The 24073-nt window shown below is 53.9% G+C and carries 18 protein-coding genes, 2 tRNA genes and 4 rRNA genes; 14 read left to right on the forward strand and 10 right to left on the reverse strand.

Going from position 1 to position 24073, the window contains the following annotated elements; translation table 11 throughout:
- Position 1: 1 nt before the first annotated feature.
- From mreD to csrD, 4 genes are all read right to left on the reverse strand, one after another.
- Positions 2 to 490 carry a rod shape-determining protein MreD gene (mreD, locus tag BY447_RS08415; protein ID WP_013359205.1) on the reverse strand — a complete coding sequence of 163 codons (489 nt, stop codon included), beginning with the start codon at positions 488 to 490 and terminating at the stop codon, positions 2 to 4.
- Positions 487 to 1515: a rod shape-determining protein MreC gene (gene mreC / locus BY447_RS08420; protein ID WP_013359206.1), complete on the reverse strand. Its 1029-nt coding sequence runs from the start codon at positions 1513 to 1515 to the stop codon at positions 487 to 489. Before mreC ends, mreD begins: the two co-directional genes overlap by 4 nt.
- Positions 1516 to 1663: 148 nt before the next feature.
- Positions 1664 to 2707, reverse strand: coding sequence for a rod shape-determining protein MreB (gene mreB, locus BY447_RS08425; RefSeq protein WP_003855260.1), 1044 nt, complete (start codon positions 2705 to 2707; stop codon positions 1664 to 1666).
- Between the two features lie 310 nt (positions 2708 to 3017).
- Complete coding sequence (gene csrD / locus BY447_RS08430; protein ID WP_110330949.1) at positions 3018 to 4967, reverse strand: RNase E specificity factor CsrD; 1950 nt, start codon at positions 4965 to 4967, stop codon at positions 3018 to 3020.
- 284 nt (positions 4968 to 5251) lie between these two features.
- On the opposite strand from csrD, the gene msrP reads away from it, so the two are divergent.
- The 14 genes from msrP (at position 5252) to BY447_RS08500 (ending at position 18399) form a co-directional block, all read left to right on the forward strand.
- Positions 5252 to 6256 (forward strand): protein-methionine-sulfoxide reductase catalytic subunit MsrP, encoded by a 1005-nt coding sequence (msrP, locus tag BY447_RS08435; protein ID WP_013359209.1) that lies wholly within the window; start codon positions 5252 to 5254, stop codon positions 6254 to 6256.
- 3 nt (positions 6257 to 6259) lie between these two features.
- Entirely contained in the window at positions 6260 to 6862 is a 603-nt protein-coding gene (gene msrQ / locus BY447_RS08440) for a protein-methionine-sulfoxide reductase heme-binding subunit MsrQ (RefSeq protein ID WP_033784679.1), read from the forward strand.
- A 232-nt stretch (positions 6863 to 7094) separates the two neighbouring features.
- Entirely contained in the window at positions 7095 to 7547 is a 453-nt protein-coding gene (aroQ, locus tag BY447_RS08445) for a type II 3-dehydroquinate dehydratase (protein WP_013359211.1), read from the forward strand.
- Between the two features lie 25 nt (positions 7548 to 7572).
- Positions 7573 to 8034, forward strand: coding sequence for an acetyl-CoA carboxylase biotin carboxyl carrier protein (gene accB, locus BY447_RS08450; protein ID WP_013359212.1), 462 nt, complete (start codon positions 7573 to 7575; stop codon positions 8032 to 8034).
- Between the two features lie 11 nt (positions 8035 to 8045).
- Positions 8046 to 9395: an acetyl-CoA carboxylase biotin carboxylase subunit gene (gene accC, locus BY447_RS08455; RefSeq protein ID WP_033734071.1), complete on the forward strand. Its 1350-nt coding sequence runs from the start codon at positions 8046 to 8048 to the stop codon at positions 9393 to 9395.
- Between the two features lie 72 nt (positions 9396 to 9467).
- Positions 9468 to 9710 (forward strand): YhdT family protein, encoded by a 243-nt coding sequence (locus BY447_RS08460; RefSeq protein WP_033784124.1) that lies wholly within the window; start codon positions 9468 to 9470, stop codon positions 9708 to 9710.
- Entirely contained in the window at positions 9700 to 11145 is a 1446-nt protein-coding gene (panF, locus tag BY447_RS08465) for a sodium/pantothenate symporter (RefSeq protein WP_110330950.1), read from the forward strand. The genes BY447_RS08460 and panF overlap by 11 nt, the downstream gene beginning before the upstream one ends.
- Before the next feature lie 16 nt (positions 11146 to 11161).
- Positions 11162 to 12043 (forward strand): 50S ribosomal protein L11 methyltransferase, encoded by an 882-nt coding sequence (gene prmA, locus BY447_RS08470; RefSeq protein ID WP_110330951.1) that lies wholly within the window; start codon positions 11162 to 11164, stop codon positions 12041 to 12043.
- 367 nt (positions 12044 to 12410) lie between these two features.
- Complete coding sequence (dusB, locus tag BY447_RS08475) at positions 12411 to 13376, forward strand: tRNA dihydrouridine synthase DusB (RefSeq protein WP_110330952.1); 966 nt, start codon at positions 12411 to 12413, stop codon at positions 13374 to 13376.
- Positions 13377 to 13399: 23 nt separating this feature from the next.
- Positions 13400 to 13696, forward strand: a complete 297-nt coding sequence (gene fis / locus BY447_RS08480; RefSeq protein WP_003855228.1) for a DNA-binding transcriptional regulator Fis — start codon at positions 13400 to 13402, stop codon at positions 13694 to 13696.
- Between the two features lie 544 nt (positions 13697 to 14240).
- The gene (locus BY447_RS08485) at positions 14241 to 15266 is read left to right on the forward strand and encodes an amino acid ABC transporter substrate-binding protein (RefSeq protein ID WP_013359218.1); all 1026 of its coding nucleotides are present in this window, start codon (positions 14241 to 14243) and stop codon (positions 15264 to 15266) included.
- A 68-nt stretch (positions 15267 to 15334) separates the two neighbouring features.
- Entirely contained in the window at positions 15335 to 16513 is a 1179-nt protein-coding gene (locus tag BY447_RS08490) for an amino acid ABC transporter permease (protein WP_107319092.1), read from the forward strand.
- Positions 16514 to 16528: 15 nt separating this feature from the next.
- Positions 16529 to 17629: an amino acid ABC transporter permease gene (locus BY447_RS08495; RefSeq protein WP_013359220.1), complete on the forward strand. Its 1101-nt coding sequence runs from the start codon at positions 16529 to 16531 to the stop codon at positions 17627 to 17629.
- Between the two features lie 8 nt (positions 17630 to 17637).
- Positions 17638 to 18399, forward strand: a complete 762-nt coding sequence (locus BY447_RS08500; protein ID WP_013359221.1) for an amino acid ABC transporter ATP-binding protein — start codon at positions 17638 to 17640, stop codon at positions 18397 to 18399.
- Between the two features lie 202 nt (positions 18400 to 18601).
- Here BY447_RS08500 and rrf (BY447_RS08505) read toward each other — a convergent pair.
- The 6 genes from rrf (BY447_RS08505) to BY447_RS08530 form a co-directional block, all read right to left on the reverse strand.
- A 5S ribosomal RNA gene (gene rrf / locus BY447_RS08505) occupies positions 18602 to 18717 on the reverse strand.
- Positions 18718 to 18751: 34 nt separating this feature from the next.
- Positions 18752 to 18827, reverse strand: a tRNA-Thr gene (locus tag BY447_RS08510).
- Positions 18828 to 18841: 14 nt separating this feature from the next.
- A 5S ribosomal RNA gene (rrf, locus tag BY447_RS08515) occupies positions 18842 to 18957 on the reverse strand.
- Positions 18958 to 19169: 212 nt separating this feature from the next.
- A 23S ribosomal RNA gene (locus BY447_RS08520) occupies positions 19170 to 22078 on the reverse strand.
- A 230-nt stretch (positions 22079 to 22308) separates the two neighbouring features.
- Positions 22309 to 22383, reverse strand: a tRNA-Glu gene (locus BY447_RS08525).
- 88 nt (positions 22384 to 22471) lie between these two features.
- Positions 22472 to 24013, reverse strand: a 16S ribosomal RNA gene (locus BY447_RS08530).
- The 16S, 23S and 5S rRNA genes sit together here with 2 tRNA genes alongside, the layout of an rRNA operon.
- Positions 24014 to 24073 lie beyond the last annotated feature (60 nt).

The following is a 24073-nucleotide window of genomic DNA, read 5'->3' on the forward strand; positions in this document are numbered from 1 at the left end:
CTTATTGAACAGCGAACTGACGACGAATTTTTCTCATAAGTAAGAATAGCCAGGGCCAGAGAATACCGTCGACGACACTGCTCCAGAAAATTTCAGGTCGGAATGAAACGTTGATTACCAGGAATTCAGCCCAGAAGACAATTACATCCATCGCCAGTGACAGCACCATAACCATTAACGCTTGCTGCCACAACGCTAAGTTGCGGAATAACTGGAACTTAAAGGCTATCAGGTAGGCGATGATACTGAGTGCCAGCGCACGTACGCCCAGCGTGGATCCGGCAATCAGATCCATGATAGCACCCAGCATAAATCCGCTGCCGACGTTGACCCGATGCGGCAGTGCGAGAACCCAGTAGATAAGGATGAGCAGCAGCCATGAAGGCCGGAACATATAAATTTCATCCGGCCATGGCATGATCTGCAGGACTAACGCGACCAGGAAAGAGAGCCAGATGACCCAACGTCCCTGGCTGCGATATCGACTCAAGGCTGCCCCCCGCGTGAACGCGAGGAGTTGCTCTGTCCGCTACTGCCACTGCTGCCTGTTGATGGAGCAGGCGGTCCCATCTGTGCGGTAGGTGCAGGCGGACCCATTTCACCCGCAGGCGGTAAGACCTGCGGCATCATCTGCATCAGACGCTCATTCGCAACGCGATGAACCTCATCCTGCGGCAGCGGCATATCGCCATTGCGATCTGCGCCCCACAGCAGCAGCAGATAACGCAGACGCTGCAGACCCGCGGTCGGATGCGCCTGAATCACCGTGTAAGCGCGCTGAGTATCCACTTTCACTGAGGAGACCACGCCCACCGGATAACCCTCAGGGAAACGACCACCGATACCTGACGTCACCAGCACATCGCCGACCCGAATGTCCGTATTACCCGGCAGATGCTCAAGCTGGAGATCTTCAGTACAGCCGTTACCCGCGGCAATCACACGAATGTCATTACGCAGCACCTGAATAGGCAGCGCATGTGACGCATCGCAGATCAGCAGAACACGGCTGGTGAGCTGTCCGACGGCGATAACCTGACCGACCACGCCTTTATCACTGATGACCGGCTGACCTTCATAGACACCGTTAACGCTGCCTTTGTCGATCACCACCTGGTCGGTGTAAGGATCGGTGCCGGTGGAGATCACCTGCGTCACCATCTTTTGCTCATCCTGACGCAGCGGTGAACCCAGCAGTTCACGCAGGCGTGCGTTTTCCTGCTTATATTGCCCCAGCATTAGCAGGTTACTGTTTTTCAGGAAGAGCTCACGACGTAACGCTTTATTTTCCTGCTCCAGCTGCTGACGCGACGCCAGCGACTCCGACACGCCATCCAGCAGCTGACGTGGCCCATTAGCCAGGAAGTAAAACGGACTGACCGACGTATCCAGATAGTTGCGTATTTGGGTGAAAGAGCTCACACGGCTGTCGGCAATGATAATGGCAATTGCCACAATGACCGCCAGGAAAAGACGCAACTGCAGGGAAGGTCCCCTGCTAAAAATCGGCTTCATATAATCTGCGTGATCCTCGACAACAGGAGAGGAAGCGACGGCAAAACACCGTGCTTCCCTGGGCTGAACGCACTGTACCGGCACAGATTTCGCCGGTTCACATGCCACTCCCTCGCATGATCATTGCGTTCTCAGCCGGTTGAGGCAATTATTCTTCGCTGAACAAATCGCCGCCATGCATGTCGATCATTTCCAGCGCCTTGCCGCCACCGCGCGCCACACAGGTCAGCGGATCTTCAGCAACAACAACCGGAATACCCGTCTCTTCCATCAGCAGGCGATCCAGGTTGCGCAGTAATGCACCACCACCGGTCAGCACCATACCGCGCTCTGAGATATCGGAGGCCAGCTCAGGCGGACACTGCTCAAGAGCAACCATCACCGCGCTAACGATGCCGGTTAACGGCTCCTGCAGCGCTTCCAGAATTTCGTTGGAGTTCAGCGTGAAGCCGCGCGGTACACCTTCTGCCAGGTTACGGCCACGCACTTCAATTTCACGGACTTCATCACCCGGATAGGCTGAACCGATCTCATGCTTAATACGTTCTGCGGTCGCTTCACCGATCAGTGAACCGTAGTTACGACGCACATAATTAATAATAGCTTCATCGAAACGATCGCCACCAATACGTACGGATGAGGAGTAGACCACACCGTTCAGGGAGATCACCGCCACTTCGGTAGTACCACCACCGATATCAACGACCATTGAACCGGTCGCTTCAGAAACGGGCAGACCTGCACCAATGGCTGCAGCCATCGGCTCTTCAATCAGAAAGACTTCACGCGCGCCGGCGCCCTGAGCGGATTCACGAATCGCACGACGTTCTACCTGCGTAGCCCCGACGGGTACGCAGACCAGCACACGTGGGCTGGGACGCATAAAGCTGTTGCTGTGAACCTGCTTGATGAAGTGTTGCAGCATCTTTTCGGTCACGAAGAAGTCAGCGATAACGCCATCTTTCATCGGACGGATAGCGGCAATATTGCCTGGCGTACGGCCGAGCATCTGTTTGGCGTCATGACCTACGGCCGCGACGCTTTTCGGTGAACCGGCACGGTCCTGACGAATAGCAACCACGGAAGGCTCGTTCAGCACGATGCCCTGTCCTTTTACGTAAATCAGGGTATTCGCGGTACCCAGGTCAATGGACAAGTCGTTGGAAAACATGCCACGAAATTTTTTAAACATACTAAGGGATAATCCTGCAAGCTGGGGGCGGAAAATAAAATCCGCTTACTTTACCAACCACACGAAGCTGCCACAAGGCGCAAAAACGTTCTGCTTCGGTGAAAAAAGACGCCTGATTGCGTTTAAGTCATCTGAACCCGCGATCCGTAGCAGCAGAATGGCGACCAGACGCCATCAGTGCTGCATTTGCCTTGATTTCCGCTTGCCATGCCCGACATAAAATTTAACATTTCCGGCACGATGGTTATGGGTTCAGATGCGGCTTAACATTAAAAAAACCGTCAATTTCTGTCATTAAGACAGCAAATCATTAAATACGGTAACGTTGGGAATACTTCTTCACGTTACTGTTAACCGGAAGCGAAGGGGCAAAAAAGTCGCCCTGCCCGCCTGCCACACCTAGCGCCACTAATGTCTGCCACTCCGCTTTAGTGCGGACACCGGTAGCAAACACCTGAATACCCGTGGACTTACAGACCTCCAGCAGACTCTGTACAAACAGCTGATTGGCGGTCCGCCGTTCAATGTTGCGCACCAGACCCGCATCAAGCTTGATCAGTTCCAGCGGCAGGTGTCGTATATAGGCGCTGCTGACGACGGTTAAACCCGCCTGATTTACCGCTACCCGACAGCCAAAAGCCTTAAGTGCACGGAATACTGGCGTTAAATGGTCGATGTGTTGACAGACATCTGCCTCGGCAAGTTCAAATAAAAATCGTTTTCTTTGTGATTTGGGGCACTGCAGCAGCATATTCTGCAGCCAGAGGACAAATGAACGTTGCAGGAGAGAGGTTATCGTCACCGGCATCACCAGCGTCTCTTCCGGCCAGAGTTCAGAGAGTGCCGCGATGCGCGTGACCAGCTGACGATCCCAGCTATCAGCCATACCGAGCTGCTGCACCAGCGGCATATATTCTGCGGCCAGCACCTCTTTATCGCCATCGAAGATGCGGGTCAGCATGACCCGATGCTGTACCTTGCCTTCGGTATTCACGGTGGGTTTATGGTACAGCCGCGGACCGCCGCGACTAAGCGTGTTCTCCAGCAGGGTTCGCCAGCGCACGCTACCCCGCCCGGCGTCCTGAGGATTTCCTTCGCCATTAGTCCAGTTATTACCCCCCAGCAGTGCCGCACGTCGCGTGGCCATTTCGGCATTTTCTATCACCTGCAGGACGGTCTGCCCGCTGTGCCAGGCGGTGATACCGATGTGGATCAGATCATCGCGATTGACCAGGCGCATCGGCGGCAGAGAATCAACAGCATTGATCAGCTGATCGGCAATACTGTTTGCCTCTTTAAGACTGCGATGCGGCAGTAATACAGCAAAATCACTGCGAAAATAGCGTGCCAGCAAGGCGCCGGGATAGCGCAGCACAAAGGTAGAGAGCATGTTGACGAAATTGAACAGGTACTCCTCAACCAGCGCCGGCTCCAGTGAATCTTTCAGCGCGTCCAGATCGGGCAGGCGCACCATCATCACTACACCGTGGGTACCGACAGCTTCCTGATCTTCCAGCAGGGTCGCGAGCTGATTATCAAAGAACAGCCGGTTGTTAAGGCCAGTGCGTCCATCCTGCGCGGCAAAGGTGCGGATCAGCGTGTCGATACGCAGACGCTGTTCGCCCGCTTCCTGAAGATCCGCCAGCAGTACATCCATCGCGCGACTCGCTCTGGGTGGCCACTCATCCACATCCCGTTTCGGCACGACCCCGCGTTCGCCGTTGATAATCGCCTCTGCCCGTACTTCAAGATGCTCCATGCCACGCCACTGACGGCTGAGCCAGCGATGCATCATCAGCAACAGCAGACTCATCACCAGCATGGCCGTAAACAGAATGCCCAGCGTAGAGGTACCGGTGAATGAGCGCAGCCAGGTTTTGGCAGGATCAAGGGTGACAACCCGCAGCTGCAAACCGGTCTGATGCATCAAAGGCACATCGACCTGGATAAAACGATTGGGTTCGTCTTCCAGCATCTGGTTTTCGTGTCGGGAGAGTGTGAGGAAAGTCTGCCTGCCGTTATGAAGGGAAATCTGCTCGGCATTCATTATGGGCATCATGCGCGTAAGCCAGTTATGAAGCTGTTCTGGCGTCTCGGAGAACATCGCCTGATCGACCTCGGTCGCCAGCACCTGCGCCCGATGTTCAACCCGCTGATGACTGAACCAGAAAACACTGAATGCGCAGCCTGCCAGCATTAATGACATCGCCAGCAGGCTTAAAAAGGTAATAATCGCAGATAATTTTGTGGTTAATCGCATCCCTGTGCCTGTATTGCTGCGGTGATAACCGGATCACCCCACCTTGTACCGTCAGCCTGACGAAAACGCGAGCAAAATAGCATAATTTGCCGCTGCCGACAGCGCCGAGTCGCATGAAGCCGAAGTATATCGTCGGGACAGGATTGCTGATGTTGATCCCGACACTTTTCAGCGCATTCTCATCGCGCAGGCCAGCCAGGAAATTTCACATTTTCAGGGCGAAACTGGCTGATATCAGCGATAGTCATCATGCTGGTTGATGACATCCTGTCTGGAGAAGCCCCATGAAACGCATACCCTGTCTGACCGAAGCCGACGTAACGCCGGAAAGCATATTTAATATGAAGCGCCGCCAGGTGCTGAAAACACTGGGACTGAGCGCTGCGGCGATGGGTATGCCGGGCGTGGCAAATGCCGATATCCTCAGCTGGTTCAAAGGCAACGATCGCCCACCTGCCCCAGCAGGCCGGCCGCTCGACTTCACCAAACCGGCGCAATATCAGGCCGATCTGACGCTGACGCCTGCGGATAAAGTTTCTGGCTACAACAATTTCTACGAGTTCGGGCTGGATAAGGCCGATCCGGCTGCCAATGCCGGAACATTGAAAACAGAGCCCTGGAAACTGACCATTGATGGCGAAGTGTCGAAGCCCGTAACCCTGGATATGGATGACATCTTCAAACGCTTTGCTATGGAGCAGCGAATTTATCGCATGCGCTGCGTGGAGGCCTGGTCGATGGTGGTGCCCTGGGTAGGCTTCGAGCTGAATAAACTTCTCTCGCTGGCGGAACCCACCAGCAAAGCGCGCTTTGTTGCCTTTCAGACGCTCTACGATCCCGAGCAGATGCCGGGCCAGAAGGATCGCTTTATTGGCGGTGGCCTCAATTATCCCTATGTCGAAGGTTTGCGTCTGGATGAAGCAATGCATCCGCTAACCATACTGACCACCGGTGTCTATGGCAAAGCGCTGCCGCCGCAGAATGGCGCGCCGATTCGTCTGACGGTGCCGTGGAAATATGGCTTTAAAGGCATTAAGTCGATCGTCAAAATCACGCTGACCGACAAACAGCCGCCAACCACCTGGAACCAGATTGCCGCCGACGAGTATGGTTTTTATGCCAATGTGAATCCCCACGTTAATCATCCACGTTGGTCACAGGCGACAGAGCGGTTTATTGGCCCAGGCGGCAGTCTGAAGGTCGAACGTCAGCCAACGCTACTGTTTAACGGCTATGCCGAACAGGTGGCGTCGCTCTACCGCGGCATGGACTTACGGGAGAATTATTAGGTGGTGCGCCTGTCGATAAAACAGATCATGTGGCTCAAGGTGATTCTGCACCTGGCAGCCCTGTTGCCGCTGGTCTATCTGGTGCTTGCTGCGATGCAGGGTGGTCTGAGTGCGGACCCGGCAAAAGATATTCAGCATTTTACCGGCCGCATGGCGCTGAAGCTGCTGCTGGGTACGCTGCTGGTTTCACCACTGGCACGCTACGGCAGGCAGCCGTTATTAATCCGCACCCGGCGCCTGCTCGGCGTCTGGACGTTTGTCTGGGCCTCTCTCCACCTGCTGAGCTACTACCTGCTGGAATTGGGCGTGGATAATCTGCGTCTGCTGGGCAGCGAACTCATCTCCCGGCCCTATCTGACACTGGGAATTATCAGTTGGCTGATATTACTGGCCCTGGCGGTAACGTCGTTTCAGCGCGCTCAGCGCAGGCTTGGTAAACGCTGGCAAACCCTGCACAACGCGGTCTATCTTGTGGCGATTCTGGTGCCGATTCACTATATCTGGTCGGTAAAAACTGTGTCCCCGCAGCCACTTATCTATGCCCTCCTTGCTGCATTGCTGTTAGCCTGGCGTTACAAAAAATTTCTCAAATGGTGGCCCCGCTAGCACTTCACCCGTTGTTTTCCTCTGCTGTTTTCTGATAAAAGATGTGGCCCGCAGGCCACATCCGATCATCTTCGCAGATAAGACCAGTATTTTGCTGCGAAATGACACGAAACGGATATAATGCCCGGCTTTATTGCTCGTCGGGTCTTCTTTTTCAGCCTGAAAGGTGACAAATGAAGATTCGCAAGGTATTTTACGCGATGCCTCAATGATTGCGGGAGATGGCAGCACGATGGCGCATAAATTACATATTCTGCTTTTAAACGGGCCCAACCTGAATCTGTTGGGAACACGTGAACCTGAGAAGTATGGTCATTCCACGCTGAGTCAGATCGTTGATGATTTGACGCGTCAGGCAGACCAGTTGAATGTGGAATTGAGCCACCTGCAAACCAATGCTGAATTTCAGCTGATTGATCGCATTCATGAGGCCAAAGGCAATGTGGATTACATCATCATTAATCCTGCCGCGTTTACCCATACCAGTGTCGCACTGCGTGATGCCCTGCTGGCGGTAGAAATACCGTTTATCGAGGTTCATCTCTCAAATGTGCATGCCCGCGAGCCCTTCCGTCATCACTCCTATCTTTCTGATGTTTCTGCTGGCGTGATCTGTGGGCTTGGCGCTGACGGCTACACATGGGCTTTACAAACGGCAGTAAAACGCCTGTCTCAAACTAATTAATCAAACTGAGTACGGAACCCCACTCATGGATATTCGTAAAATTAAAAAACTGATCGAACTGGTTGAAGAGTCTGGCATTTCTGAGCTGGAAATCTCTGAAGGTGAAGAGTCCGTTCGCATCAGTCGTGCACCTGCAAACGTGGGTTACCCGATGATGCAGCAGGCTTACGCTGCGCCGGTTCAACAGCCTGCTCTGGCGACAGCCGTTGCCCCTGTTGCAGCCGTTGCCGAAGCGGCACCGGCTGAAATCAGCGGTCACATCGTGCGTTCACCAATGGTAGGTACCTTCTACCGTACGCCGAGCCCGGATGCGAAAGCCTTTGTGGAAGTTGGCCAGAAAGTGAATGCCGGCGATACCCTGTGCATCGTCGAAGCTATGAAAATGATGAACCAGATCGAAGCTGACAAATCAGGTGTGGTGAAAGCTATCCTGGTTGAAAGCGGTCAGCCGGTCGAATTTGACGAGCCACTGGTTATCATCGAGTAACGGGGCAGATCATGCTGGATAAAATTGTTATTGCTAACCGTGGTGAGATCGCACTGCGCATTCTGCGTGCCTGTAAAGAACTAGGCATCAAGACTGTTGCGGTGCACTCAAGCGCGGATCGTGACCTGAAGCACGTGCTGCTGGCAGACGAAACCGTCTGCATCGGCCCGGCGCAGTCAGTCAAAAGTTACCTCAACATCCCGGCGCTGATCTCTGCAGCAGAGATCACCGGCGCGGTGGCGATTCACCCTGGCTACGGCTTCCTCTCTGAGAATGCCGATTTTGCTGAGCAGGTTGAGCGCTCCGGCTTTATCTTTATCGGCCCGAAAGCAGATACCATTCGCCTGATGGGTGACAAAGTTTCTGCAATCAATGCGATGAAGAAAGCAGGCGTCCCGACCGTACCCGGTTCTGACGGTTCGCTGACGGATGATATGGAAAAAAACCGTGCCTTTGCCAGGCGCATCGGTTATCCGGTCATCATCAAAGCGTCTGGCGGCGGCGGCGGTCGTGGTATGCGCGTAGTGCGCGGCGACAAAGATCTGGAAGAATCCATCAACATGACGAAAGCGGAAGCCAAAGCGGCTTTCAACAACGACATGGTCTACATGGAGAAGTATCTGGAGAATCCGCGCCACATCGAGATTCAGGTACTGGCTGACGGTCAGGGCAACGCGATCTATCTGGGCGAACGTGACTGCTCCATGCAGCGTCGTCACCAGAAAGTTGTCGAAGAAGCGCCAGGCCCAGGCATCACAGAAGAACAGCGTCGCTTTATCGGCAACCGCTGTTCCCAGGCCTGTATTGAGATTGGCTATCGCGGCGCAGGTACCTTTGAGTTCCTGTACGAAAACGGTGAGTTCTACTTCATTGAGATGAACACCCGTATTCAGGTAGAACATCCGGTAACCGAGATGATCACCGGTGTGGACCTGATCAAAGAGCAGCTGCGTATTGCTGCCGGTCAGCCACTGTCAATTAAACAGGAAGATGTGATCATTCGCGGACATGCGGTCGAGTGCCGTATCAACGCTGAAGATCCAGTCACCTTCCTGCCAAGCCCGGGTAAAATCACCCGCTTCCACGCGCCAGGCGGTTTTGGCGTGCGCTGGGAGTCGCATATTTACTCAGGCTACACCGTACCGCCTTATTACGACTCCATGATCGGCAAGCTGATCACCTATGGCGAAACGCGTGACGTGGCTATCGCTCGTATGAAAAATGCGCTGGCGGAACTGATCATCGATGGTATCAAAACCAACGTTGAACTGCAGATGAAAATCATGTCCGACGAAAACTTCCAGCACGGTGGAACCAATATCCACTATCTGGAGAAAAAACTCGGCTTGCACGAGAAATAATCGCAACGCTGAGTCAGTCTGAGGCCGGTTAATCCGGCCTTTTTCTTTTGCCGCTGGCGTTAAGGTTGAATCATGGATGCTCGTTTTATACAGGCACATAAAGAGGCGCGCTGGTCGCTTTACCTCACACTGCTCTGGCTCGCTGCCTGGGGGCTTTCTGCCTGGCTGGGTGGCAGTGAAATCGGTGTTACCGGCCTGCCGCGCTGGTTTGAACTCTCCTGCCTGTTTGCTCCCCTGTTGTTCATTTTTCTGTGCTGGATGATGGTGCGGGTGATTTTCCGCGACATGCCGCTGGAGGATCAAAGTGAACAGTGAAATTATCCTGCCATTACTGATTTATCTGGTGCTGATTGCCGCGCTGTCGGTATTTGCCGTCCGTAAAAAGCGTGAAGGCAGCTTCCTGACTGAATATTTCCTTGGCAGCCGCTCAATGGGCGGATTCGTACTGGCGATGACGCTCACTACCACCTATATCAGCGCCAGCTCATTTATCGGGGGTCCCGGTGCCGCCTACAAATATGGGCTGGGCTGGGTATTACTGGCGATGGTGCAGGTTCCCGCCGTCTGGCTGTCGCTGGGTGTACTGGGGAAAAAGTTTGCCATTCTGGCACGCAAGCATAATGCGGTAACGCTGAATGATATGCTCTATGCCCGCTATCAGAGCCCGCTGCTGATCTGGCTGGCGAGTCTGAGTCTGCTGATTGCCTTTATCGGTGCCATGACGGTGCAGTTTATCGGTGGTGCACGGCTGCTCGAAACCGCCGCTGGCATCCCGTATGACACCGGCCTGCTGATTTTTGGTGGCACCATCGCGCTCTATACCGCTTTCGGTGGATTCCGTGCCAGCGTACTCAATGATGCCATGCAGGGCATTGTAATGCTGATTGGCACTTTTCTGTTGCTGTTCGCAGTGATTCATCAGGCAGGTGGCCTGAGCACGGCGGTGCAGAAACTGCATGACATCGATCCGGCTCTGCTGTCGCCACAGGGGCCGGGCGAGATTATTACGCCAAACTTCCTCAGTTCGTTCGTTGTGCTGGTCTGCTTTGGGGTGATTGGCCTGCCGCATACGGCGGTGCGCTGTATCTCTTATAAAGACAGTAAGGCCGTCCATCGGGCCATTATTCTGGGCACTATTGTCGTGGTGGTGTTGATGCTGGGCATGCATCTGGCCGGTGCGCTGGGCCGCGCGGTACTGCCGAATCTGACCGTGCCGGATAGCGTCATTCCGACGCTGATGATCACTGTTCTGCCACCGTTAGCGGCCGGACTGTTTCTGGCAGCCCCGATGGCCGCAATTATGTCGACAATCAATGCCCAGCTGTTACAGGCTTCAGCCACGCTGATTAAAGATCTCTACCTGCGTGTCGCCCCGCAGCAGCTGGAAAATGAGTCACGGCTGCGGCTGTTATCTGGCACCATTACCTTCGCACTGGGTATCCTGCTGCTGATTGCGGCATGGAATCCGCCCGATATGATTATCTGGCTCAACCTGCTGGCATTTGGCGGCCTGGAGGCGGTTTTCCTCTGGCCGCTGGTTCTGGGCCTCTACTGGGGACGTGCCAATGCCGCAGGCGCCATCACCGGCATGGTAACAGGTGGAGGCTGCTACGCTTTTATGGCGAGCCTTAACCTGCAGATTCTGGGTTTTCACCCTATCGTGCCCTCCCTGCTTTTAAGCCTGCTGGCATTTCTGGTGGGCAACCTGTTTGGACGCGCGCCGCACGTGGCCGACGCGCCGCAACATTGACGGAAAGAGAGACGTTATGCCGTGGATTCAAATCAAAATTAACAGCTCAGGTGAACATGCGGAAACGCTGAGCGATGCGCTGATGGAGATCGGTGCGGTTTCAGTCACCTTTCAGGATACCAACGACACGCCGGTGTATGAGCCGCTGCCAGGCGAAACGCGCCTGTGGGGCGACACCGACGTTATCGGCCTGTTCGATGCAGAAACAGATATGGCCCTGATTACTGCCGAACTGGCACAGCATCCGCTGCTGGGTGACGGTTTTCGTCACCGGCTCGAACAGATCGAAGATAAAGACTGGGAGCGCGAATGGATGGAAAACTTCCACCCGATGCGCTTCGGCGAGCGTCTCTGGATCTGTCCGAGCTGGCGTGATGTGCCGGATCCTGATGCCGTCAACGTCATGCTCGATCCCGGACTGGCATTTGGCACCGGTACGCATCCCACCACCTCGCTCTGTCTGACGTGGCTTGATGGGCTGGATCTGGAAGGCAAAACGGTGATCGATTTCGGCTGTGGATCCGGGATCCTGGCGATCGCCGCCCTGAAGCTGGGCGCGGCTCAGGCGATCGGCATTGATATCGATCCGCAGGCTATTCAGGCCAGCCGGGATAATGCTGAACGCAACGGTGTCTCCGATCGCCTGTCGCTCTATCTGCCCCACCAGCAACCTGACAATCTGCAGGCTGATGTGGTGGTAGCCAATATCCTGGCCGGCCCACTGCGTGAGCTGGCACCGTTGATCAGGGTACTGCCGAAGTCTGGCGGTCACCTGGGTCTTTCGGGCGTGTTAGAGAGCCAGGCGGAGAGCGTCTGTGAGGCCTATGCCAGCGAGTTCACACTCGACCCGGTTGCGGTCAAAGAGGAGTGGTGCCGGATTACCGGGATTAAATCCTGATTTTAGCGCTTGTCCGTTTGCGCTGATATCGCCGTCGCCATAACAAAGCGGCTTTACAGAATATTCAGCCAGCCCGTAGCGTAAGTTGCGGGCTTTCCCGATTTGAAATGGATGCTTGTATCGTTAATCACGGCCTGTGACGTTTTTTATCTGGCGAATTGACGTACTTTTCTGGAAAAACTTTTGCTCACAATTTCAGCATAAATATCTAAATCATTGTTATTTAAGACTATTAATGAATAACACCGATCATCATCCGGATTTCATTGATCTTTCTTGCTGATTGTTCAAAGTTTGGCCTTTCATCTTCCTGCAAAAATGCGTAATATACGCCGCCTTGCAGACACAGTATGGCCATTCTGACTTCATGCGTATTGGAAACCTCCAGCTGAGAAATCGACTGATTGCAGCACCGATGGCCGGTATTACCGACAGGCCGTTCAGGACGCTGTGTCACGAAATGGGTGCAGGCATGGCAGTTTCTGAGATGCTGTCTTCTAACCCGGAAGTCTGGGCTAGCGACAAATCTCGATTACGTATGGTTCACAGTGATGAGCCAGGCATTCGCGCCGTGCAAATTGCCGGTTGCGATCCCAGTGAAATGGCGCAAGCTGCACGCATTAATGTTGAGGCTGGTGCACAGGTCATCGACATTAATATGGGATGCCCTGCCAAGAAGGTTAACCGCAAAATGGCGGGTTCAGCCTTGCTGCAATATCCTGCCGTGGTGGAGTCTATTCTCTCCTCAGTGGTTAATGCAGTGAATGTGCCGGTTACGCTGAAAATTCGTACTGGCTGGGATCCTGAAAACAGGAACTGTGTCGCGATTGCCCAATTGGCTGAACGCTGCGGTATACAGGCTCTGACGATACATGGTCGCACTCGTGCCTGCCTGTTCAACGGAGAAGCTGAATATGACAGCATTCGGACAGTTAAGCAGAGTGTCTCCATTCCGATTATCGCGAATGGGGACATAACTGACCCGCATAAAGCCAGAGCGGTGCTCGACTATACAGGGGCCGATGCTCTGATGATAGGACGCGCTGCTCAGGGAAGACCGTGGATCTTCCGGGAAATCCAGCATTATCTGGACACTGGGGAGTTGCTTGCCCCGCTGCCGATGGCAGAGGTCAAGCGCTTGCTTGTTTCGCATATACGTGAGCTGCACGACTTTTACGGTTCAGGCAAGGGATACCGTATAGCGCGAAAGCACGTCTCCTGGTACCTGCAGGAGCACGCCCCGAATGACCAGTTTCGGCGCACATTCAACGCCATAGAGGATGCCAGCGAACAGCTGGAGGCGTTGGAGGCATACTTCGAAAATCTTGCGTAACGAAATAAAGAGCTGAAAGAACTATGTTCGAACAACGCGTAAATTCTGACGTACTGACCGTTTCTACCGTTAACTCACAGGATCAGGTAACTCAAAAACCTTTGCGTGATTCGGTTAAACAGGCACTGAAGAACTATTTTGCTCAACTGAATGGTCAGGATGTGAGCGACCTGTATGAGCTGGTTTTGGCTGAAGTCGAGCAGCCTCTGTTGGACATGGTGATGCAGTACACCCGTGGCAACCAGACCCGTGCTGCCCTGATGATGGGTATCAACCGCGGTACGCTGCGTAAGAAATTGAAAAAATACGGCATGAACTGATTTTTAGTTCTGTCTGTTAATCACGCCAGCCTTCGGGCTGGCGTTTTTATTTGTGCGTCATCGCACAAAGTAACGGCAGGGAGAGTGAAACAGTTGCCTGTCGTATGGTAACTATAGTTGCAATCGCTGGCGTGATATTTCATCCCCTCGCTTTCGTCCGATCTGATTTGATTTAAGTAATGTCCTGCCTCCAGCTTTGCTGCCTATGCCCGTCACTACTGGGCATGTGACGTCCTGCGCATAAAAAAGCAACGCCTTCTCTTCATACATTTCTGCCTGAGCGAGCGCTCACACTGCTCTCATATAGTGAAACTATTTGCACTAAATGTGATCGGGTCGACTCGCATTGCTTCCTTTTGGTGCGCCATATTAGCGAAACTTTCCAGGTGCTTCTGATTATTAACCGTTCTTTCATACGAATTCAGGATCCTGCAAACCTGGCATCAGCTTTGCAGAGTCGTGGATGGCTGACCGCCACAGACAGGAAAAACGCACACCAAAGTGCGCAAACATAACAACATGATCCCGCCACACAGGATGCTTTATGAAAAAGATGATGCTCTCTACGCTGATCGCTGCCGCCTCGCTGGTTGCCATTGCTCAGCAGGCACACGCAGGCACCACACTGGATGCGATAAAGAAAAAAGGTTTTGTTCAATGTGGTATCAGTGACGGCCTGCCGGGCTTCTCCTATGCAGATGCTGGCGGCAAGTTTACCGGTATCGATGTGGATGTGTGTCGTGCTGCGGCTGCCGCGGTATTCGGCGATGCGACCAAAGTGAAATATACCCCGCTGACCGCGAAAGAGCGTTTTACCGCGCTGCAGTCAGGTGAAGTGGATGTACTTTCACGTAACACCACCTGGACCTCATCGCGTGATGGCGGCATGGGCTTCCTGTTTGCGGGCGTGAACTATTACGACGGCATCGGCTTCCTGACTCACCAGAAAGCCGGTCTGAAAAGTGCGAAAGAGCTGGATGGTGCCACCGTCTGTATTCAGGCGGGAACAGACACCGAGCTGAACGTGGCAGACTTCTTCAAAGCCAACAAAATGCAATATACGCCGGTGACTTTCGACCGCTCGGACGAGTCAGCTAAGGCGCTGGACAGCGGTCGCTGCGATACGCTGGCGTCTGATCAGTCTCAGCTTTATGCCCTGCGCATCAAGCTCGGCAAACCCGATGAATTTATCGTCCTGCCAGAAGTGATCTCCAAAGAGCCGCTGGGACCCCTGGTGCGTCGTGGTGATGATGACTGGTTCACCATCGTCAAATGGTCGCTCTACGCCATGCTGAATGCCGAAGAGATGGGCATCAACTCGAAGAATGTTGATCAGATGACAGCTAAGCCGACCACGCCAGATATGGCGCATCTGCTGGGTGCTGAGGGTGACTTTGGTAAAGATCTGAAGCTGGATAACAAGTGGGCCTACAACATCATCAAACAGGTCGGCAACTATCAGGAAAGCTTTGACCGCAACGTCGGTAAAGACAGCGCACTGAAGATCGCGCGCGGTCAGAATGCGTTGTGGAATCAGGGCGGGATTCAGTACGCACCACCGGTACGTTAACAGACCTCACCAATCGGGCACCGTATTCTGCGGTGCCCTACCCCAGCTTTCGTTACTGAGGTTTCAACATGTCACAACGCCCAACCGTGAAAAGGGATTTTTCATTTGGTAATCCCACGGTTCGCGCCTGGATTTATCAGTTCATCGCCGTCGTCGCGGTGCTTGGTGTGGTGGGTTATCTGGTGCATAACACCATTATCAACCTTGCCAATCGCGGCATTACATCAGGGTTTGGATTTCTTGAGCGCACTGCCGGTTTCGGCATCGTTCAGCATCTGATTGAGTACACGGAGGGAGATACCTACGCGCGCGTGTTTCTGGTCGGATTAACCAACACGCTGCTGGTCTCTGCACTCTGTATTGTTTTCGCGTCGATTCTCGGATTCGCGGTCGGTCTTGCCCGCCTTTCTGATAACTGGCTGCTGCGGAAGCTCTCGAATATCTATATCGAAACCTTCCGTAATATCCCGCCTCTGCTGCAAATCTTCTTCTGGTACTTCGCGGTATTACGCAATCTGCCAGGCCCGCGTCAGGCGCTGAATGCGTTCGACCTGGCCTATGTCAGCAATCGCGGACTCTACGTCCCGTGGCCGACCTATGCACCAGGCAGCTGGCCGTTTGTTATCGCACTGCTGCTGGCCGTGGCTGTCAGCTATGGCCTGTACCGCTTTAACCGTCAGCATCAGCTGAAAACCGGTGAGTTACGTCGTACATGGCCCGCCGCTGCCGCAATGCTGATCCTCTTTCCTTTGCTTGCGCACCTTGGGTTTGGTGCAGCAACGCACTGGGATGTGCCGCAACTGCGCGGGTTCAATTTCCGTGGCGGCTCGGTGATGATTCCGGAGCTGGCGGCGCTGACCCTGGCACTGTCGATCTATACCTCGTCGTTTATCGCTGAAGTCATCCGCTCCGGGATTCAGTCGGTGCCGCATGGTCAGCACGAAGCTGCACGCTCGCTGGGTCTGCCAAATCCGGTGACGCTGCGTCAGGTGATTATTCCGCAGGCCATGCGCGTCATTATCCCGCCGCTGACCAGCCAGTATCTGAACATTGTGAAGAACTCCTCACTGGCCGCTGCTATCGGATATCCCGATATGGTGTCGCTGTTCGCGGGATCGGTGCTGAATCAGACCGGTCAGGCCATCGAGACGATTGCTATCACAATGGGCGTTTACCTGATTATCAGTCTGCTGATATCGCTGCTTATGAACTTCTACAACCGCAAAATTGCGCTGGTTGAGCGTTAAGAGAACGGGATAACTATGTCTGTCACTACGCATGAAACGCCCCCCGTGCCGACGACGCCTGTCAGTCGCGCCTGGCTTTGGGCTCGTAAAAACCTGTTTTCCAGCTGGTTTAACACGTTACTGACGCTGTTTTGCATCTGGGTTATCTGGCACGTCATTCCGCCTGCGCTGAACTGGCTGGTCTTTCAGGCAAACTGGATTGGCACTACGCGCGCCGATTGCACCAAAGAAGGTGCCTGTTGGGTCTTTATCCATGCGCGTTTCGGTCAGTTCATGTATGGGCTTTATCCACATGAGCTGCGCTGGCGTATTAACCTGGCGCTGGTGATTGGTCTGCTGTCGATTGTGCCGATGTTTCTCAAAAGCCTGCCCTATCGTGGACGCTACATTGCGGCCTGGGCCGTCATCTATCCGGTGATTGTCTGGTTCCTGCTGTATGGCGGCTATCTGGGACTGGAACGTGTGGAAACACGTCAGTGGGGCGGGTTAACGCTGACGCTGATTATCGCGTCGGTCGGTATTGCCGGTGCATTGCCGCTGGGCATCCTGCTGGCGCTTGGCCGTCGCTCACGGATGCCGGTGGTCCGCACGCTGTCGATTATCTTTATTGAGTTCTGGCGTGGCGTGCCCCTGATTACCGTACTGTTTATGTCATCGGTGATGCTGCCGCTGTTTATGTCTGAAGGCACCACCATTGATAAGCTGGTGCGTGCCCTGGTCGGTGTAATCCTGTTCCAGTCCGCCTATGTGGCGGAGGTGGTGCGCGGTGGCCTGCAGGCATTGCCGAAAGGTCAGTATGAGGCTGCAGAATCGCTGGCGCTGGGCTACTGGAAAACGCAGATGCTGGTCATTCTTCCCCAGGCACTGAAGCTCACCATCCCCGGCCTGGTTAACACCATCATCGCACTGTTTAAAGATACCAGCCTGGTCATCATCATTGGTCTTTTCGATCTGTTCAGCAGCGTCCAGCAGGCAACGGTCGATCCGACCTGGCTGGGCATGTCGACTGAAGGTTATGTCTTTGCTGCACTGGTTTATTGGATTTTCTGTTTTAGCATGTCGCGCTACAGCCAGTATCTGGAAAAGCGCTTTCACACCGGGCGTACATCGCACTGAGGTTTTACATGACTGACTCTATGACACACTCTTCCGACGCGTTGATGATTTCGCTTGAGAACGTGAATAAATGGTACGGGCAGTTTCACGTACTGAAAGACATTAACCTGCAGGTTAAACCCCGAGAACGCATCGTGCTGTGCGGCCCTTCCGGCTCCGGCAAATCGACCACGATCCGCTGTATCAACCATCTGGAAGAGCATCAGCAGGGGCGTATTGTTGTTGACGGTATCCACCTTAATGACGACGTGCGTAACATCGAGCGCGTACGCACAGAAGTGGGGATGGTATTCCAGCACTTCAATCTCTTCCCGCATCTGACCGTATTGCAGAACTGCACGCTGGCACCTTCCTGGGTGAGAAAGATTCCAAAGAAGGAAGCGGATGAACTGGCTATGCATTATCTGCAACGCGTGCGTATTGCTGAGCATGCGCATAAGTTTCCGGGTCAGCTTTCCGGGGGACAGCAACAACGTGTCGCCATCGCTCGCTCACTCTGTATGAAGCCTAAAATTATGCTGTTTGATGAGCCAACGTCAGCGCTGGATCCTGAGATGGTTAAAGAGGTGCTGGATACGATGATTGGTCTGGCTGAGGATGGGATGACCATGCTGTGCGTCACCCACGAAATGGGCTTTGCCCGAACGGTGGCTGACCGGGTGATCTTCATGGATCGAGGTGAGATCGTCGAAGTTGCGCCACCGCAGGAGTTCTTTGCGAATCCTCAATCGGAGCGTACCCGGGCGTTTTTATCGCAGGTTATTCACTGATTACCGACTCCGTTCATCTTACTACCCGGCCTGGTGCCGGGTTTTTTATGGCCTGACCAGCAGGTGCATTGAGCTGACTAACTGGATGCGATGATAAAGGTAAGGGACAGAAGGCTGATAAGAGGAGGTTTTATTGCAGATTATCGGCTTGCCACAACGAAAAAAGCCCTTCGCATATGCGAAGGGCTCTCTCTTATTTGATGCCTGGCAGTTCCCTACTCTCGCATGGGGAGACCCCACACTACCATCGGCGCTACGGCGTTTCACTTCTGAGTTCGGCATGGGGTCAGGTGGGACCACCGCGCTACAGCCGCCAGGCAAATTCTTTTATTTACCGAACTCGTGTCTTAACTGGTGCTGATACCCAGAGTCGAACTGGGGACCTCACCCTTACCAAGGGTGCGCTCTACCAACTGAGCCATATCAGCACACTAAATTTGATGCCTGGCAGTTCCCTACTCTCGCATGGGGAGGCCCCACACTACCATCGGCGCTACGGCGTTTCACTTCTGAGTTCGGCATGGGGTCAGGTGGGACCACCGCGCTAAAGCCGCCAGGCAAATTCTTTGTGCTCTGTCCTGTGTCTTCTGTGCTGATGCTGCGTTGGCCGCCCTCGCGCTGCTCAGTCACATACGTCAGTATGCTCCTTCACATCGGTCGGTTGCCGCCTTGCCTCAGCGCAGAATCCTTCGGACTTCAGTCCGCAGGATACAACTATTATCCGGTAACAAAGCTGAAAATCTGTCTCTCAAAAACGCCTCTGGCGTTGTAAGGTTAAGCCTCACGGGTCATTAGTACCGGTTAGCTCAACGCATCGCTGCGCTTACACACCCGGCCTATCAACGTCGTAGTCTTCAACGTCCCTTCAGGACCCTCAAGGGGTCAGGGAGAACTCATCTCGGGGCAAGTTTCGTGCTTAGATGCTTTCAGCACTTATCTTTTCCGCACTTAGCTACCGGGCAATGCCATTGGCATGACAACCCGAACACCAGTGGTGCGTTCACTCCGGTCCTCTCGTACTAGGAGCAACCCCCCTCAATTCTCCAGCGCCCACGGCAGATAGGGACCGAACTGTCTCACGACGTTCTAAACCCAGCTCGCGTACCACTTTAAACGGCGAACAGCCGTACCCTTGGGACCTACTTCAGCCCCAGGATGTGATGAGCCGACATCGAGGTGCCAAACACCGCCGTCGATATGAACTCTTGGGCGGTATCAGCCTGTTATCCCCGGAGTACCTTTTATCCGTTGAGCGATGGCCCTTCCATTCAGAACCACCGGATCACTATGACCTGCTTTCGCACCTGCTCGAGCCGTCACTCTCGCAGTCAAGCCAGCTTATGCCATTGCACTAACCTCACGATGTCCGACCGTGATTAGCTGACCTTCGTGCTCCTCCGTTACTCTTTAGGAGGAGACCGCCCCAGTCAAACTACCCACCAGACACTGTCCGCAGCCCGGATCACGGGCCTACGTTAGAACATCAAACATTAAAGGGTGGTATTTCAAGGTTGGCTCCACGCAGACTGGCGTCCGCGCTTCAAAGCCTCCCACCTATCCTACACATCAAGGCTCAATGTTCAGTGTCAAGCTGTAGTAAAGGTTCACGGGGTCTTTCCGTCTTGCCGCGGGTACACTGCATCTTCACAGCGAGTTCAATTTCACTGAGTCTCGGGTGGAGACAGCCTGGCCATCATTACGCCATTCGTGCAGGTCGGAACTTACCCGACAAGGAATTTCGCTACCTTAGGACCGTTATAGTTACGGCCGCCGTTTACCGGGGCTTCGATCAAGAGCTTCTCCTTGCGGATAACCCCATCAATTAACCTTCCGGCACCGGGCAGGCGTCACACCGTATACGTCCACTTTCGTGTTTGCACAGTGCTGTGTTTTTAATAAACAGTTGCAGCCAGCTGGTATCTTCGACTGGCTTCGGCTCGGGGAGTAAATCCCTCCACCTACGCGCCAGCGTGCCTTCTCCCGAAGTTACGGCACCATTTTGCCTAGTTCCTTCACCCGAGTTCTCTCAAGCGCCTTGGTATTCTCTACCTGACCACCTGTGTCGGTTTGGGGTACGATTCTGTGTTACCTGATGCTTAGAGGCTTTTCCTGGAAGCAGGGCATTTATCACTTCAGCACCGTAGTGCCTCGTCGTCACGCCTCAGCGTTGATAAGGGACCGGATTTACCTGGACCCTCCGCCTACACGCTTAAACCGGGACAACCGTCGCCCGGCTGATATAGCCTTCTCCGTCCCCCCTTCGCAGTAACACCGAGTACAGGAATATTAACCTGTTTCCCATCGACTACGCCTTTCGGCCTCGCCTTAGGGGTCGACTCACCCTGCTCCGATTAACGTTGAACAGGAACCCTTGGTCTTCCGGCGAGCGGGCTTTTCACCCGCTTTATCGTTACTTATGTCAGCATTCGCACTTCTGATACCTCCAGCATGCCTCACAGCACACCTTCGACGGCTTACAGAACGCTCCCCTACCCAACAACGCATAAGCGTCGCTGCCGCAGCTTCGGTGCATGGTTTAGCCCCGTTACATCTTCCGCGCAGGCCGACTCGACCAGTGAGCTATTACGCTTTCTTTAAATGATGGCTGCTTCTAAGCCAACATCCTGGCTGTCTGTGCCTTCCCACATCGTTTCCCACTTAACCATGACTTTGGGACCTTAGCTGGCGGTCTGGGTTGTTTCCCTCTTCACGACGGACGTTAGCACCCGCCGTGTGTCTCCCGTGATAACATTCCTCGGTATTCGCAGTTTGCATCGGGTTGGTAAGCCGGGATGGCCCCCTAGCCGAAACAGTGCTCTACCCCCGAGGATGAGTTCACGAGGCGCTACCTAAATAGCTTTCGGGGAGAACCAGCTATCTCCCGGTTTGATTGGCCTTTCACCCCCAGCCACAGGTCATCCGCTAATTTTTCAACATTAGTCGGTTCGGTCCTCCAGTTAGTGTTACCCAACCTTCAACCTGCCCATGGCTAGATCACCGGGTTTCGGGTCTATACCCTGCAACTTAACGCCCAGTTAAGACTCGGTTTCCCTGCGGCTCCCCTATACGGTTAACCTTGCTACAGAATATAAGTCGCTGACCCATTATACAAAAGGTACGCAGTCACCCCCATAAAGAAGGCTCCCACTGCTTGTACGTACACGGTTTCAGGTTCTGTTTCACTCCCCTCGCCGGGGTTCTTTTCGCCTTTCCCTCACGGTACTGGTTCACTATCGGTCAGTCAGGAGTATTTAGCCTTGGAGGATGGTCCCCCCATATTCAGACAGGATACCACGTGTCCCGCCTTACTCATCGAGCTCACAGCATATGTGCTTTTGTGTACGGGAGTATCACCCTGTACCCTGCGACTTTCCAGACGCTTCCACTAACACACATGCTGATTCAGGCTCTGGGCTGCTCCCCGTTCGCTCGCCGCTACTGGGGGAATCTCGGTTGATTTCTTTTCCTCGGGGTACTTAGATGTTTCAGTTCCCCCGGTTCGCCTTGCAGCACTATGTATTCATGCTGCAATGATGCACAGAGTGCACCGGGTTTCCCCATTCGGACATCGACGGCTGTAGCGGTTCATATCACCTTACCGTCGCTTTACGCAGATTAGCACGTCCTTCATCGCCTCTGACTGCCTGGGCATCCACCGTGTACGCTTAGTCGCTTAACCTCACAACCCACAGGCGTTTTACAACGCTGCGAGCTGCAAGCATTTGAGAGACTCGGACGCATCGTATTTTTCATTCTTATTACGGAGAATGAAAACGACACGTCGTTTCAATTTTCAGCTTGTTCCGGATTGTTAAAGAGCAAATATCTCAAACGCGGCCCGGCTGCTTACGCAACCAAATCGGTTTTGAGATACTGTATGGAGACACCTTTCACCTGTCACCAAGCAGGTGGCGTCCCCTAGGGGATTCGAACCCCTGTTGCCGCCGTGAAAGGGCGGAGTCCTAACCGCTAGACGAAGGGGACACGATAGTGTCACGACTTCGCAGCCGTCCTGCTCATTACTTTTTATCAGACAATCTGTGTGGACACTGCGCGGGAAGGTATCTTCAGGTAAGGAGGTGATCCAACCGCAGGTTCCCCTACGGTTACCTTGTTACGACTTCACCCCAGTCATGAATCACAAAGTGGTAAGCGCCCTCCCGAAGGTTAAGCTACCTACTTCTTTTGCAACCCACTCCCATGGTGTGACGGGCGGTGTGTACAAGGCCCGGGAACGTATTCACCGTGGCATTCTGATCCACGATTACTAGCGATTCCGACTTCACGGAGTCGAGTTGCAGACTCCGATCCGGACTACGACGCACTTTGTGAGGTCCGCTTGCTCTCGCGAGGTCGCTTCTCTTTGTATGCGCCATTGTAGCACGTGTGTAGCCCTACTCGTAAGGGCCATGATGACTTGACGTCATCCCCACCTTCCTCCGGTTTATCACCGGCAGTCTCCTTTGAGTTCCCGACCGAATCGCTGGCAACAAAGGATAAGGGTTGCGCTCGTTGCGGGACTTAACCCAACATTTCACAACACGAGCTGACGACAGCCATGCAGCACCTGTCTCAGAGTTCCCGAAGGCACCAAAGCATCTCTGCTAAGTTCTCTGGATGTCAAGAGTAGGTAAGGTTCTTCGCGTTGCATCGAATTAAACCACATGCTCCACCGCTTGTGCGGGCCCCCGTCAATTCATTTGAGTTTTAACCTTGCGGCCGTACTCCCCAGGCGGTCGACTTAACGCGTTAGCTCCGGAAGCCACTCCTCAAGGGAACAACCTCCAAGTCGACATCGTTTACGGCGTGGACTACCAGGGTATCTAATCCTGTTTGCTCCCCACGCTTTCGCACCTGAGCGTCAGTCTTTGTCCAGGGGGCCGCCTTCGCCACCGGTATTCCTCCAGATCTCTACGCATTTCACCGCTACACCTGGAATTCTACCCCCCTCTACAAGACTCAAGCCTGCCAGTTTCAAATGCAGTTCCCAGGTTAAGCCCGGGGATTTCACATCTGACTTAACAGACCGCCTGCGTGCGCTTTACGCCCAGTAATTCCGATTAACGCTTGCACCCTCCGTATTACCGCGGCTGCTGGCACGGAGTTAGCCGGTGCTTCTTCTGCGGGTAACGTCAATCGACGCGGTTATTAACCACATCGCCTTCCTCCCCGCTGAAAGTACTTTACAACCCGAAGGCCTTCTTCATACACGCGGCATGGCTGCATCAGGCTTGCGCCCATTGTGCAATATTCCCCACTGCTGCCTCCCGTAGGAGTCTGGACCGTGTCTCAGTTCCAGTGTGGCTGGTCATCCTCTCAGACCAGCTAGGGATCGTCGCCTAGGTGGGCCATTACCCCGCCTACTAGCTAATCCCATCTGGGTTCATCCGATAGTGAGAGGCCCGAAGGTCCCCCTCTTTGGTCTTGCGACGTTATGCGGTATTAGCCACCGTTTCCAGTGGTTATCCCCCTCTATCGGGCAGATCCCCAGACATTACTCACCCGTCCGCCACTCGTCACCCAAGGAGCAAGCTCCTCTGTGCTACCGTCCGACTTGCATGTGTTAGGCCTGCCGCCAGCGTTCAATCTGAGCCATGATCAAACTCTTCAATTTAAGTTTGATTTGCTTAAACAAGTTAAGCGGTGCTCATCTGTAAAACGTCATAATGAATTT

The organism is Pantoea sp. JKS000250 (assembly GCF_003201065.1).
GTDB classification, from domain to species: domain Bacteria; phylum Pseudomonadota; class Gammaproteobacteria; order Enterobacterales; family Enterobacteriaceae; genus Pantoea; species Pantoea vagans.

Coding starts and splice junctions, on each gene's coding strand:
- mreC (WP_013359206.1), bottom strand. CDS start 1,515: ATGAAGCCGATTTTTAGCAGGGGACCTTCCCTGCAGTTGCGTCTTTTC.
- mreB (WP_003855260.1), bottom strand. CDS start 2,707: ATGTTTAAAAAATTTCGTGGCATGTTTTCCAACGACTTGTCCATTGAC.
- csrD (WP_110330949.1), bottom strand. CDS start 4,967: ATGCGATTAACCACAAAATTATCTGCGATTATTACCTTTTTAAGCCTG.
- msrP (WP_013359209.1), top strand. CDS start 5,252: ATGAAACGCATACCCTGTCTGACCGAAGCCGACGTAACGCCGGAAAGC.
- aroQ (WP_013359211.1), top strand. CDS start 7,095: ATGGCGCATAAATTACATATTCTGCTTTTAAACGGGCCCAACCTGAAT.
- accB (WP_013359212.1), top strand. CDS start 7,573: ATGGATATTCGTAAAATTAAAAAACTGATCGAACTGGTTGAAGAGTCT.
- accC (WP_033734071.1), top strand. CDS start 8,046: ATGCTGGATAAAATTGTTATTGCTAACCGTGGTGAGATCGCACTGCGC.
- BY447_RS08460 (WP_033784124.1), top strand. CDS start 9,468: ATGGATGCTCGTTTTATACAGGCACATAAAGAGGCGCGCTGGTCGCTT.
- prmA (WP_110330951.1), top strand. CDS start 11,162: ATGCCGTGGATTCAAATCAAAATTAACAGCTCAGGTGAACATGCGGAA.
- dusB (WP_110330952.1), top strand. CDS start 12,411: ATGCGTATTGGAAACCTCCAGCTGAGAAATCGACTGATTGCAGCACCG.
- fis (WP_003855228.1), top strand. CDS start 13,400: ATGTTCGAACAACGCGTAAATTCTGACGTACTGACCGTTTCTACCGTT.
- BY447_RS08485 (WP_013359218.1), top strand. CDS start 14,241: ATGAAAAAGATGATGCTCTCTACGCTGATCGCTGCCGCCTCGCTGGTT.
- BY447_RS08490 (WP_107319092.1), top strand. CDS start 15,335: ATGTCACAACGCCCAACCGTGAAAAGGGATTTTTCATTTGGTAATCCC.
- BY447_RS08495 (WP_013359220.1), top strand. CDS start 16,529: ATGTCTGTCACTACGCATGAAACGCCCCCCGTGCCGACGACGCCTGTC.
- BY447_RS08500 (WP_013359221.1), top strand. CDS start 17,638: ATGACTGACTCTATGACACACTCTTCCGACGCGTTGATGATTTCGCTT.